The following is a 13409-nucleotide window of genomic DNA, read 5'->3' on the forward strand; positions in this document are numbered from 1 at the left end:
TGCGTGAGCGATGCCAGGCACTCGAGCGCCACCGGGCACACGGGCCCCGTGCGGGTGACCGTGCTCGGGCCCGTCGCGGTGCTCGCCGCCGCCGGCGAACGGCTGGAGCCGGCCGGCGTGCGAGCGAGAACGCTCGTCGCGGCGCTCGCCCTCGCGGCTCCCCGACCGCTGGCCCCGACCCAGCTCATCGACGAGGTCTGGGGCGACTCCCCACCGGGAGGCGCGAAGGCAGCGCTGCAGACCCTGGTGTCGCGCCTGCGCGCGGCGGTCGGCGACGAGGTCGTCGAGTCGCTGCCCTCCGGCTACCGACTCGGCGTCGAGCCCGACGAGATCGACCTCGGTGCCGCCGAGCTCGGCCTCGATCGAGCGCGGGCAGCGCTCGACGACGGCGACGACGCCCGAGCGCACGCACTCGCACGCGACGCGCTCACACTGTGGAGCGGAGAGCCCGGTGCCGATCTCGGCGAGACCGCGGTGGCCGATGCCCTCCGTCACCGCGCGGCGGTCGCCTCGCACGGTCTCACGATGGCCCAGGCGACGGCGGCTGTGCGACTCGGGCGAGCCCACGAGGCGGAGGAGCTCGCCGAGCGGCTGACCGTGCTCGCGCCCTTCGATGACAGCGCCCGGCTGCTGCTGATGCAGGCGCTCGACGCGCTCGGCAGGCCGACCGAGGCGCTCGAGGCGTTCGCCGACTTCCGGGCAGCTGTGCAGGAGGCTTTCGGGACGAGCCCGTCCCCTGAACTCCAGGCCTTGAACCTCGAGCTGCTCGGGCGGGAGGGCGAGGCGCCGGCGTTCGCATCGTCGCCGGCCCCGGTGCCTCGCCCGGCGGGAAGATCGGCGACGGCGACGGCGACGGGGCCGGAGGCGCCTGAAGCACCTGCCCTCATCTCCTCTCGTCTCACGCTCTCCGCCCCCGCCGCGATCGTGCGGGGCGTGCGGGCGGCACCCAACGAGCTCATCGGCCGCGACGACGACCTCGTCGCGCTCGAACAGCTCCTTCACCGCTCCCGCGTCATCACCGTGCTCGGGCCCGGCGGACTCGGCAAGACCCGCATCGTGCACGAGCTCGCCGCGCGTGCGGCGGCGTCCGGAGCGTTCGAGTCGATCGTCGTCGTCGAACTCGCCGGTGTACGGTCGGGAGACGACGTGGTGTTCGCGCTCGCTGCGGCCCTCGGCATCAGAGAGGTGGCGACGAGCCGACGCATCGGAGACCAGGTGGTGCGGGCCGATCTGCGCACGCGCATCCTGAACCGGCTCGGCGAACGGCGCACCCTGCTCGTCGTCGACAACTGCGAGCACCTCGTCGAGGCGGCCGCCGCGTGGTGCGCCGAGCTCACGGGCGAGCTGCCCGAGCTGACCGTGCTCACCACGAGCCGCACACCGCTCGCCATCTCGAGCGAGCGGGTCTACGCGCTGCCGCCGCTCGGGCGTGCCGCGGGCGGGGCGGGCGGCGCGGGGGCAGCGGGCGGGGCGGGTGCAGCCGCCGCAGCCGCCGCGGGGGCGACAGCGGGTGCAGCGGGCGGTGCGGATGCGAGAGCGGGCGGTGCGGGTGAAGCGGGGAGTGCGGCGGCAGCAGCATCCGTCACCTCTGTCTCCTCTGTCTCCTCAGTCGCCCCGCTCGGCTCCCTCCCGCCGGGCTCCCCCGCCCAGCTCGACGACCCCGCCGTACAGCTCTTCGTCGACCGGGCCACGGCCGCCCGCCCCGACGCGCTCCTCCCCCTCGATACCGTGGCGCGGCTGTGCTCTCGCCTGGACGGCCTGCCGTTGGCCATCGAGCTGGCGGCGGCGCGCATCCGTTCGCTGTCGATCGACGAGATCGAGCGCAGGCTGTCGAACCGCTTCGTGCTGCTGGCGGGCGGCGATCGTTCCGCGCCCGAGCGGCACCGCACGCTGTTCGCGGTGATCGAGTGGAGCTGGAACCTGCTCGGCCGCGACGAGCAGCGCGCCCTCGCGAGTCTCTCCGAGTTCGCCGACGGTTTCGGCCTCGAAGGCGCGGCTGCGGTGCTGGGCGTCGACGAGCTCGCCGCGCTCGACCTTCTCGACGCGCTGGTATCGCAGTCGCTCGTATCGATGGTCGAGGGGCCGGTCGGCATGCGGTACCGCATGCTCGAGACGGTGCGCGAGTTCGGACAGCAGCAGCTCGAGCGTGAAGGCCGGCGAGACGCGGTGCGCGACGGCCTGTTCGGCTGGGCCGACGGGCTGGCGCTCCGCCTGCTGCCCGACACCGACGGTGCTCGGCAGGTCGAGACCTTCGCGGCGATCGCCGTCGAGGAGGACAACCTCATCGACCTCCTTCGCCGCGCCATCGACGCCGGGCGCGACGAGGTCGTCGCGTCGGTGTTCGCGCTACTCGGCTACTATTGGTCGCTGCGAAGCGCGCACAGTGAGGTGCTGGCGTTCAGCCGGCCCGTCTACGAGGTGCTGCAGGGGTACAAGCCCGAGGCGTCGCGGCGCGACCTGCTCACGACCGGGCTCGTGGTGGTCGTGGCGACGAACCTGCTGATCGATCTGCGCTTCGCGGTTCGGCCGCTGTCGCAGCTGAGGCGTCTGGTACGCGAGCATCCGCCGGCCGACGAGCGCCTGGCGACGATGGCGGGCGTGCTGCTGGCGTCGGGAGACGAGAACCTGCTGCGCTCGCGCGTCGAGGTGGCCATGGGCTCGTCGCACCGGCCCACCGCGCTGCTCGGCACGATCATGGGCAGCGTCTGGGCCGAGAACGAGGGGCGCCGGGCGGATGCGGTGGCCTACGCCCGTGCTGCCGCCCGCCTCGCCGAGTCGCTCGACGACACCTGGGGCGGGGCGATGGCCGCGCAGATGCTCGGCGCCCTGCACAGCCAGAGCAACGAGCCGACGGATGCGCTGCGCTGGGCCGAGCAGGCCCGTCTCGGTCTCGCACGGCTCGGCGCCGCCGACGACCTGCGGCAGATCGAGTGGGTGATCGCCAGCAACCAGATCGCCACGGGCGAGTTCGAGGCGGCGCGAGAAGTGTTCGAGCGGCTCGTGGTGAGCCCGGGTGAGAGCGACGGCGTCGACATCGCCGCGATAGGCAACTCCGGCCTCGCCGAGCTCGCCCGCGCCGAGGGCCGCTTCGCCGAGGCCCGCGAGTACTACGCCCGCGCCATCGACACCTTCGCCTCCGCCCCGCGCATGCGCGCCTCCCCCTGGTACCTCATCGTGCTCTCGGCGGCCCTCGTCGCCCAGACCCTCGACGCCCCGCACCTGCTCGCCGCGGCGCTCACGGACGCGTGCGCGGGTGGCTTGGGTGGCGCGGCGGGTGGCTTGGGTGGTGCGGCGGCCGGCGCGGTGGACGCAAGCACCGCCACCGGCCGCGCGGTGGCCGCCGGTGCCGCGGACGGGGCAGTCACGTCCTCCCCGATGGCCATCTCGAACCTCGGGGCGCCCGCCGCCGAGGCCGACGCCCGCGGCACGGCCGCCGCCCACTTCGCCGCAGAGCGCCTCACGCTGGCTCGCCGTCTGCGTTCGCGCACCCTGGCGACCCTCCGCCTGGGCGGACGTGTCGACCACCCCGTGCTCGGCGCCTCCGTCATCGGACTCGCCGTCTGGGTGCACCCCCTCCACCCCGAGCTCACCCTCGAGCTCCTCGCCCTCGCCGAGTCGATGGGCGCCCGCCAGGACTCCCCCGCCCTCCACCTCGACGCCCTCCTCACCCGCTTCGCCCACCCCCATCCCGCCGCCCCCGCCGACGGCGCATCCGCCCCCGACCCGCTCGCCGCCGACCGCGCATCCGCCGCCCCATCCGGCCCCCACCTGCTCGACTCGGCCCGCGCATCCGCCCCCGACCCGCTCGCCGCTGCCCGCGCATCCGCCGCAGCTGTGCCCGCCGCCGAGCGGCCCGCCCGCATCGCCGCACTTCTCGCCACCCCCGCCCCGTGGTCGTGGGGCTGGCACTGACCCCGCCCGCAGACGACTTCCACCCTCGCCGAACCCCGCACGGAAACAGCGAAACCCCGCGGCAGGCCGGCTCGAAGCCACCCACCGCGGGGCCCGGACGCCACCGCGCCCGCACGCGCCGCGCACGCGCCACCCACGCCGCGCACGCGCCACCCGCACTGCGCGGCCCGCGCTCACGCCTTCTTCATGTACGCCCGCACCGTGAGCGGCGCGAAGATCGCGACGATGATCGCGGCGCCGAGCAGCGAGATCCACGCGTCGCTCGTCCACATGCCGTTGTTCGCGAGGTCGCGCACGGCCGTCACGAGGTGCGACACCGGGTTGATGTTCACGAACCACTGCAGGAACGTCGGCAGCGTGTCGACGGGCACGAACGCGTTCGACAGGAACGTCAGCGGGAACAGCACCAGGAACGAGATGCCCTGCACACTCGACGCGCTGCGGGCGATGACGCCGAAGAACGCGAAGATCCAGCTGATCGCCCACGAGCAGGCGATGACGAGCAGCCCCGCCAGCACCACGAACCCGAAGCCGCCGCCCGGGCGGTATCCCATGATCACGCCCATCGTGAAGGTGAGCGTGGTGGCGATGGCGTAGCGCACGGTGTCGGCGAGCAGCGCGCCGGCCAGCGGTGCGATGCGGGCGATGGGCAGCGACTTGAAGCGGTCGAACACGCCCTTGTCCATGTCTTCGCGCAGCTGGATGCCGGTCACGACCGACGTGGTGATCACGGTCTGCACGAGGATGCCCGGAATGAGCTGCGGCAGGTAGTCGGCGATGCTGCCCGCGATCGCCCCACCGAAGATGTACGTGAACATCAGCGTGAAGATGATCGGCTGCAGCGTCACGTCGATGAGCTGCTCGGGCGTGCGCCTGATCTTGATGAGCCCGCGAGCCGCCATGCTGAACGAGTTCTGCACGGTCTGCGCGATGCTGACGTGGTTCTTGAGGGTGCGGCTGGCCCCGGGGGCGATGGTGGCGGGGGCGATGGTCGTGGTCATCGGCTGGTCTCCAGTTCGAGTTCGGATGCGGCGGCTGCGTCGCCGGGGGCGGCACCCTCGGCGGTTCCGGATGCGCGACTCGCGTCGGCAGCATCCGTTCCGTCTCCGGCGGTGTGCCCGGTGAGGGCGAGGAACACCTCGTCGAGGGTGGGCTGCTGCACCGAGAGCTCGGCGACGGCGATGCCGTCGGCCCGCAGCCGGATGAGCAGGTCGGTGACCGAGTCGGGGTCGGTCATGGGGGCGGTCACGCGCCCGGCCTCGGGGCTCAGCACCGACTCGACGCCGAGCACGTCGAGGATGGCGAAGCGCGCCCGCTCGAGGTTCGCGGCGTCGGCCAAGCGCAGCAGCAGCGAGGCCTGGCCGACCGAGCCCTTCAGCTCATCCGCCGTGCCCTCGGCCACGACGACACCGCGGTCGATGACGGCGATGCGGTCGGCGAGCTGGTCGGCCTCGTCGAGGTACTGGGTGGTGAGGAGCACCGTCGACCCGGTGGAGACGAGGCGCCGGATGGTGTCCCACATCTGAGCGCGGGTGCGCGGGTCGAGGCCGGTGGTGGGCTCGTCGAGGAAGATGAGCGGCGGCTGCGAGATGAGGCTGGCGGCGAGGTCGAGGCGACGGCGCATACCACCCGAGAACTTCTTGAGGGGGCGTTTGGCTGCTTCTGTGAGTCCGAACTCCTCGAGGAGCTCTGTGGACTTCTTGCGCGCATCCCGTCGGCTGAGCCCGTTGAGGCGGGAGAACAGCACGAGGTTCTCGGTGGCGCTGAGCGTCTCGTCGACGCTGGCGTACTGGCCGGTGACGCCGATGAGCTGCCGCACCACCTGCGGCTCGCGACGGATGTCGTGGCCGAAGACGGTGGCTTCGCCCCCGTCGGGCTTCAGCAGGGTGGCGAGCATGCGGATGGTGGTGGTCTTGCCGGCGCCGTTCGGGCCGAGCACGCCGTAGACGGTGCCGGTGCGCACGCTGAGGTCGACGCCGTCGACGGCGCGGTTGTCGCCGAAGACCTTGACGAGTCCGTGGGCTTCGACGGCCCAGTCGCCGTGGATGCGGGCGTTCGGGTTCATGGTCGACATGCGGTCTCCTTTCGGGAGGTTCGAGGTGAGCGTCTCGCTCTGCCACGACTCTCCTCCCGGCCTCTTACCCGGCGCTGACGCGCCGCTTACACGCGGCGCGTGCGCGGCCCCGCCCCGCGCACGTTCTCCCGTACAAAGTCCGTGAAGACTGCGGTTTACACGGACTTTGTCCGTGAGAACGTGGGCGCGAAGCCCCCCCCCCAGACGGGCCCCGCGCATCCGGCTTCCCGAGCCCCTACCACCGCCCTCTCGGCTCTCGCCACCGCCCGCTGATCCGCCCCGCGCATCCGGGTCCCCTATCCACCCCACTTTCTTGCGGACAAAGTCCGTCGGGAATGCGGTTTGGACGGACTTTGTCCGCAAGAAAATGGGCTCGGGGCCCGCCGGCCCGGCCCACCCCATCCCCGCCACTTTCTGCGGAGAAAGTCCGTGAAGAGTGCAGTCTTCACGGACTTTGTCAGTAAGAAACTGCCCGCGGGGTGGGTCAGCGGGCGGCCGCGAGGGCCGAGGCGGTGGTGGCGGGGAGGCGGCAGACCGCGTCGTGGCAGAGGTAGGCGGTGGGCACGCCCGACGGGGCCGTGCGGCCGGCGAAGAGCTCGAAGCCCGCCGAGGCGAGCATCGCCGCCGCGGACTCGCTCGCGACCGCGACGAGATCACTCGTCGCCATGCGCACCGCCGCGCGGAGGCCCTCGGCCGCCATGCGCGTCTCCTCAGACACCATCGGCGCGCGCTCCTCGCGGGCGCCGTCGCCATCGCCGCCGCTGTCTGGGCCCGCGCCGCCGCCTGCAGGGACGGCGTCGCCGTCGGGCTCGATGAGCACGAGTTCTTCGAAGGGGGTGGAGAGGCGGGTGAGCAGCTCGAGGGTGGTGCCGAACGAGATGGGGCGGGTGACGGCCAGGGGCGCCACTCGCGAGACCGCCGATATCACCGCCGACCGGTACTCGCGCCGACCGGTAAGCGCGTGCAGCAGCAGGGCCGCCGAGCACACGGCGCTCGACCCGGAGGGGTACGCCCCCTCCGAGGGGTCGAGCTCCACCGCGAGCCCCCGTGCCCCGAGCACCGGGTCGCCCCCGCCCGGCACCGAGAAGCCGGCGTCGAGCACCGCGTCGACGAGCATCCGCCCCGCCTCCGCGTACCGCACCGAGCCGGTCGCAGCACCGAGCCGCAGCAGGCCCTCGGCGAGCATTCCGTAGTCTTCGAGGGTGGCGCGCGCCTCCGACGCCACACCGTCGACCGAGGCACGCACGAGCACCTCGCCCCGCATGTGCTCGGCGAGCAGGAAGTCGGCGGCGTGCCGGGCGGCGGCGATGAGCGCCGGGTCGTCGAGCGCGAGGCCGGCGCGGGCGAGTGCCGAGATGGCGAGCCCGTTCCAGCCGGTGAGCACCTTCTCGTCGAGCGCCGGCGGGCTCTGCTGCGCGCGGCCGGCGGCGTCGAGCAGGTAGTACCCGCCCTCCACGCGGCGCCCGTCGACGGTGCTCTCGGAGTCTTGCGCCGACGCGAAACCACCCCCGGGCAACTGCATCACCGAGACCAGGAACGAGGCCACCCCCGCGGCGGTGTCGCGGGCCCAGCTGCCCTCGGGCGTGGCGTCCTGCGCCCACGCGATCGTGTACGCGTCGAGCAGCAGGGCGTTGTCGTAGAGCATCCGTTCGTAGTGCGGGTCGCTCCAGTCGCGGCGGGTGGCGTACCGGAAGAACCCGCCCTCCACCGCGTCGCGCAGCGGCGACTCCGCCATCGCCCGCAACGTGCGGTGGGCGAGCTCCCGCGCCCCCGGTGCCGGCGACGCGAGCAGGAAGCGCAGCACGGGTGCCACCGGGAACTTGGGTGCTCCGCCGAACCCGCCGTCTTGCGTGTCTTCGTACTCGAGCAGCTCGCCGACGGCTCCGGCGAGCGCCTCGGCGCCGGGGAGGGCGACGTCGGGGCCCGTGTCGGCCGCCCCCGCGGCTCCGACCGCTGCCGCCACCTCGCCCGCCAGAGTCTCCACCTCACCGCGCCGAGCCGTCCATGCCTCCCACACCGCGTCGAGCACCTGCCGGAACGACGGATGCCCGTCAACGGGCACCGGCGGCGAGTAGGTGCCCCCGTAGAACACCTTCGCGTCGCCCGTCGTGAACACGTTGAGCGGCCAGCCCAGGTTCTGCGTGAACGCCCCCGCCGCGGCGAGGTAGGCGGAGTCGACCTCAGGATGCTCCTCCCGGTCGACCTTCACCGCCACGAACCGCTCGTTCAGCACGGCGGCGAGCGCAGGGTCGCTGAAGCTCTCGCGCGCCATGACGTGGCACCAGTGGCAGGTGGAGTAGCCGATCGACACCAGCACCGGGACATCGCGGCGCCGGGCCTCGGCGAACGCCTCCTCGCCCCACGCCCACCAGTCGACCGGATTCTCGGCGTGCGACCTCAGATACGGGCTGATGGCGGAGGCGAGGCGATTCGTCATGCGACGGCGCTCCCCTCAGTACTTCTCACCACGGACTTCTCGCCCGCCCGAACCGGCACGTCGAGCCGGTTCTGGGGCGGCGGGAAGGGGCAGACGTAGAAGTCGGCGAAGGCGCAGGGCGGAAGGTACGCCCGATTGAAGTCGACCTCGATCTCGCCGCCGCCCGCATCGGCCCGCAGCTTGAGGAAGCGGAAGCGGTAGGTCTCGTCGCCGTTCGTGGTGTCGCCGAACACCACGAGCATCCCGCTCGCATCGCCCGTGGCCACCAGCTCGACCTCGCGCCCGTCAACCTCGAGCGCGATGGTGCCGGCCAGCCGCGAGCTCTCGACGTAGCCGTCGACGAGGTGCAGTTCGACGGTGGCGTCGACGGGGGCCGGCGTGAACCGCCCCTTCAGCACCCACGCCTCGTCGGGAGAGTAGGCGCTGATGCCGTCGACGGATGCGCGGCTCGTCGCTTCGGGGTCGAGCACCCGCACGGCGACGTCGTCGTCGCGCCGGAAGTGCCGCAGAAGCAGCCGCCCGACGAGGGTCTCACCGCCCTCCTCGATGGTGAAGTCGTCGCCCACGACCGCCCCGTCGTCGAGGTGCCACGACCCTTCGAGCCCGTGCAGTCGCTGCGGCTCGGCCGTCAGCCAGTGGGTTGCCACCAGCGAAGCCGTGCCGTGCGGGGCGGTGACGGTGCGCAGCCTGGCCTCGTGCCAGCTCCCCCAGGCCTTCTCGAACTCGCTGTCGCTCATGGTCAGAGCGTACGCCCGGCCTCCGACAGCGAGCAGGCAGCACCCGAGAAGCCTTCCGCCGCGCGCCCCACTACGAGCCACCCGCCGCACCCACGGGCCTCCCGTCGTAGGATGGAAGGCTCATGTCTGCCGACTCCCCCCTCCGCATCGTCTTTCCTCCCGAGCTGCCGGTCAGCCAGAAGAAGGACGAGATCGCGCGCGCCATCCGTGACCACCAGGTCGTGATCGTGGCGGGCGAGACGGGGTCGGGCAAGACGACGCAGCTGCCGAAGATCTGCCTCGAGCTCGGCCGAGAGTCGATCGGCCACACGCAGCCGCGGCGGCTCGCCGCACGCACCATCGCCGAGCGCATCGCCGAGGAGCTCGGTCAGGAGGTCGGCGGGCTCGTCGGCTACCAGGTGCGCTTCACCGACCGCGCCTCGAAGGCGACGCGCATCAAGCTGATGACCGACGGCATCCTGCTCAATGAGATGAACCACGACCGGATGCTCTCGCGCTACGACACGATCATCATCGACGAGGCGCACGAGCGCAGCCTCAACATCGACTTCCTCCTCGGCTACCTCAAGCAGCTCCTCCCCCGCCGCCCCGACCTCAAGGTCGTCATCACGAGTGCGACCATCGACCCCGAGAGCTTCGCCCGTCACTTCGCGGATGCGGAGGGTCGCCCCGCTCCCATCGTCGAGGTCTCGGGTCGCACCTTCCCGGTCGAGATCAGGTACCGTCCGCTCGCACCCGAAGCGCCCACCGACGACCCAGACGACGACGACGCCGACGCCGACGCCATCGACCAGCGCCCCGCCCGCGCACCACGCCCATCCGGCGCACCCGGCGCCTCCGCCCCCGAGCCCAAAGACCTCGTCGAGGCCATCGGTGACGCCCTCGACGAGCTCGCCCGCGAGGCCCCGGGCGACGTGCTCGTGTTCCTCTCGGGCGAGACCGAGATCCGGGATGCGGAGGAGGCCCTCCGAGGCCGCCTCGCGTCGAGCGGGCGCATCGCCGACACCGAGGTGCTGCCGCTCTACGGGCGGTTGAGCGCCGCCGACCAGCACAAAGTCTTCCAGCGCAGCTCGACCCCGGGCGTCCGTCGCCGGGTCGTCCTCGCCACGAACGTCGCCGAGACCAGCCTCACGGTGCCGGGCATCAAGTACGTGATCGATGCCGGCACCGCGCGCATCAGCCGGTACTCGGTGCGGTCGAAGGTGCAGCGCCTGCCGATCGAGGCGATCTCGCAGGCGAGCGCGAACCAGCGCTCGGGCCGCTCTGGGCGCACCAGCGACGGCATCGCGATCCGCCTCTACTCGCAGGAGGACTTCGAGCGGCGGCCCGAGTTCACCGACCCCGAGATCCTGCGCACGAACCTCGCCGCGGTCATCCTGCAGATGATCTCGCTCGACCTCGGCGACATCGCCTCGTTCCCCTTCCTCCAGCCGCCCGACTCCCGGGGCATCAAGGATGGTCTCGATCTTCTCGCCGAGCTTGGCGCGACGCGCAGCGTCGCGAAAGGCGGCAGCCCCGCCGGCCGTCAGGCCGACGGCGCCGCAGCAGCCTCGAAAACGCAACCAGCGACGGCCTCGAACGCACCCCAACTCACCCGCATCGGCCGCGACCTCGCCCGTCTCCCCATCGAACCCCGCTTCGCCCGCATGGTGGTGGAGTCGAAGCGCACGAACACCAGCCGCGAGGTGCTCGCCATCGTGGCCGGTCTCACCATCCAAGACCCGCGCGAGCGCCCGCTCGACAAGCGCGGGCGCGCCGACGAGCTGCACGCCCGCTTCGCCGACCCCACGAGCGACTTCCTCACCCTGCTGAACCTCTGGAACTACCTGGAGGAGAAGCAGCGCGAGCTGAGTTCGAGCGCCTTCCGCCGCCTGTGCAAGGCCGAGTTCCTCAACTATCTGCGCATCCGCGAGTGGCAAGACGTCTACCGGCAGCTGCGTCAGCTCGCCAAGCCTCTCGGACTCACCCTCGGCGAGCCGAGCGTGAACCCCGACGGCATCCACCGTTCTCTGCTCTCCGGGCTCCTCTCGCAGATCGGCCTGCGCGACCAGGCCAAGCGCGACTACCTCGGAGCCCGCCAGACCCGCTTCATGATCTTCCCCGGCTCGACCCTCGCCAAGAAGCAGCCGAGCGCCGTGATGAGCGCCGAGCTCGTCGAGACCAGCCGTCTGTTCGCCCGCATGAACGCGGCGATCGACCCGGCCTGGGCCGAGTCGCTCGCGGGCGACCTGGTGAAGCGCAACTACTCCGAACCGCACTGGGAGAAGAAGCAGGGTGCCGCCGTCGCCTACGAGCGGGTGACGCTGTTCGGGGTGCCGATCGTGGCACGCCGGCGCATCCAGTTCGCCCGGGTCGACCCGGAGTACGCACGCGAGCTGTTCATCCGTCACGCGCTCGTCGAGGGCGAGTGGGAGTCGCAGCAGGCCTTCGACCGCGCCAACCGGCAGTTCCGGCGCGAGCTCGAACAGCTCGAGGAGCGCTCGCGGCGCCGCGACATCCTGCTCGACGACGAGGCCGTGTTCGAGTTCTACCAGGCGCGCATCCCGCGCGACGTGCTGTCGCAGCGCACCTTCGAGGGGTGGTGGAAGAAGGCTCGGCACGACGACCCCGACCTCCTCAGCATGACCCTCGAGACCCTGCTGCCCGAGGGCGCTCCCGAGGTCGACGAGACCGAGTTCCCCGCGATGTGGCAGCAGGGCGACCAGCGCCTCGCGCTGAGCTACCGCTTCGAGCCGGGCGCCGACGACGACGGCGTGACGGCGACGGTGCCGCTCGCTCTTCTGCCGCGACTCGAGGAGCGCGCCTTCGAGTCGCAGGTGCCCGGGTTCCGGCGCGAGCTCGTGGTGGCGCTCATCAAGGTGCTGCCGAAGCGGCTGCGCGTGAACTTCGTGCCGGCCACCGACTGGGCCGGTCGTCTGCTCGACGAGATTCCGGATGCGCAGGGCACGTCGGGCGCAGACTCCCCCGCCTTCCTCGACGCGCTGGCGAAGACGATGACGCGTCTCGCCCACGTGCAGGTGACGGCTGCCGACTTCGAGCGCGACCGTCTGCCCGAGCATCTGCGAGTGACGTTCCGGGTGGTCGACGAGCGGGGGCGCACGGTCGGCGCCGGGAAGGATCTCACGGCCCTGCAGTCGAAGCTCGCCGACGCCGCCCGGGCGAGCATCGCGCGCGCGTCGGGCGCGGGCGCCGGGCGCGGCGTCGGCGACGACCCAGCCTCGAGGGTCGCCTCCGCCGCGCCCCGCCGTGGAGGAGGCAGCGCCGGGAGCAGCCGCGGAGGCCCGGGCACCCCGGGTGCCCCCGGCACGCCCGGCACCCCCGCCTCCGGCCCCCGCTTCGCCGAACGCACCGGCCTCACCGCCTGGACCTTCGGCGACCTCCCCCGTCACGTCGACACCGCCCAGCACGGCGGCGTCATCCGCGCCTACCCCGCCCTCGTCGACCAGAAGACCTCCGTCGCGCTGCGCCTGCTCGCCACCGCCGACGAGCAGCAGCGCACCACCCCGGCCGGCGTCCTCCGCCTGCTCGAGCTCGCGGTGCCGAGCCCCGCGTCGTACGTGCGCGACCACCTCACGCAGAACGAGAAGCTCCTGCTCGCCACGAGCCCGTACCAGAACGTGAACGCCCTCTTCGACGACGCGATGCTCGCTTGTGCCGAGGAGGCTCTCCGAGCCCTGCATCCCGACGGGCTCGTCTGGTCCGCAGCCGAGTTCGAGGCCGTGCGCGACCGCCTCTCGAAGGCGGTTCTCCCGCTGCTCGATCAGACCATCGCGACAGTGGTGCGCATCCTGAGCGGTGTCCGCGACGTCGAACGCGCCATCAAATCGGTGACCAGCATGGCGCTCGTGCCTGCGGTCACCGACGCACGTGAGCAGCTCGCCGCGCTCGCCTTCCCCGGGTTCGTCTCCCACACGGGTCTCGCCCGCCTCGGCCACCTGCCGCGGTATCTCGCGGGCATCGTCTACCGGCTCGAGAAGCTACCCGACAACCCTGCGCGCGACCGCGCCTGGATGACCGAGGTGCAGACCGCGACCGCCCGGTACACGGATGCGGGCGGCCGCCTTCCCGTCGCCCCGCATTCGCCCGAGAACCTGGTGCGGGCCCGCTGGCTGCTCGAGGAGCTCCGCATCAGCCTGTTCGCCCAGCCCCTCGGCACCGCCGAACCCGCCTCCCTGCAGCGCATCACGAAGCTCCTCGTCTAGGGGGTGTCCCCGCGCCGCGCGGTCGTCTCACTCGCCCCGCGCATCCG

Annotated in this window: 6 protein-coding genes; 2 read left to right on the forward strand and 4 right to left on the reverse strand. The window is 72.3% G+C overall.

The features are described from left to right. The first annotated feature begins 3 nt into the window (after window positions 1-3). Window positions 4-3912 carry a BTAD domain-containing putative transcriptional regulator gene (locus ABFY20_RS13970; protein ID WP_368496830.1) on the forward strand — a complete coding sequence of 1303 codons (3909 nt, stop codon included), beginning with the start codon at window positions 4-6 and terminating at the stop codon, window positions 3910-3912. Between the two features lie 173 nt (window positions 3913-4085). Here the strand turns inward: ABFY20_RS13970 and ABFY20_RS13975 are convergent, their stop codons facing one another. The 4 genes from ABFY20_RS13975 to ABFY20_RS13990 all read right to left on the reverse strand — a co-directional run bounded on the left by ABFY20_RS13975 (window position 4086) and on the right by ABFY20_RS13990 (window position 9160). Next, complete coding sequence (locus tag ABFY20_RS13975) at window positions 4086-4913, reverse strand: ABC transporter permease (RefSeq protein WP_368496831.1); 828 nt, start codon at window positions 4911-4913, stop codon at window positions 4086-4088. Continuing rightward, complete coding sequence (locus ABFY20_RS13980) at window positions 4910-5977, reverse strand: ATP-binding cassette domain-containing protein (protein WP_368499800.1); 1068 nt, start codon at window positions 5975-5977, stop codon at window positions 4910-4912. The genes ABFY20_RS13975 and ABFY20_RS13980 overlap by 4 nt, the downstream gene beginning before the upstream one ends. Window positions 5978-6470: 493 nt before the next feature. Next, window positions 6471-8423 (reverse strand): thioredoxin domain-containing protein, encoded by a 1953-nt coding sequence (locus ABFY20_RS13985; RefSeq protein WP_368496832.1) that lies wholly within the window; start codon window positions 8421-8423, stop codon window positions 6471-6473. Next, the gene (locus ABFY20_RS13990) at window positions 8420-9160 is read right to left on the reverse strand and encodes a DUF1684 domain-containing protein (RefSeq protein WP_368496833.1); all 741 of its coding nucleotides are present in this window, start codon (window positions 9158-9160) and stop codon (window positions 8420-8422) included. Before ABFY20_RS13990 ends, ABFY20_RS13985 begins: the two co-directional genes overlap by 4 nt. A 122-nt stretch (window positions 9161-9282) precedes the next feature. Here ABFY20_RS13990 and hrpA point away from each other — a divergent pair, with 122 nt between their 5' ends. Beyond that, window positions 9283-13362: an ATP-dependent RNA helicase HrpA gene (hrpA, locus tag ABFY20_RS13995; RefSeq protein WP_368496834.1), complete on the forward strand. Its 4080-nt coding sequence runs from the start codon at window positions 9283-9285 to the stop codon at window positions 13360-13362. Window positions 13363-13409 lie beyond the last annotated feature (47 nt).

The sequence above is a fragment of the Herbiconiux sp. A18JL235 genome, from assembly GCF_040939305.1.
Taxonomy (GTDB): domain Bacteria; phylum Actinomycetota; class Actinomycetes; order Actinomycetales; family Microbacteriaceae; genus Herbiconiux.

Bases quoted from the DNA above. Each gene is read 5' to 3' on its own strand.
- ABFY20_RS13990 (WP_368496833.1), bottom strand. From the start codon at position 9,160: ATGAGCGACAGCGAGTTCGAGAAGGCCTGGGGGAGCTGGCACGAGGCC.
- ABFY20_RS13980 (WP_368499800.1), bottom strand. From the start codon at position 5,977: ATGAACCCGAACGCCCGCATCCACGGCGACTGGGCCGTCGAAGCCCAC.
- ABFY20_RS13985 (WP_368496832.1), bottom strand. From the start codon at position 8,423: ATGACGAATCGCCTCGCCTCCGCCATCAGCCCGTATCTGAGGTCGCAC.
- hrpA (WP_368496834.1), top strand. From the start codon at position 9,283: ATGTCTGCCGACTCCCCCCTCCGCATCGTCTTTCCTCCCGAGCTGCCG.
- ABFY20_RS13975 (WP_368496831.1), bottom strand. From the start codon at position 4,913: ATGACCACGACCATCGCCCCCGCCACCATCGCCCCCGGGGCCAGCCGC.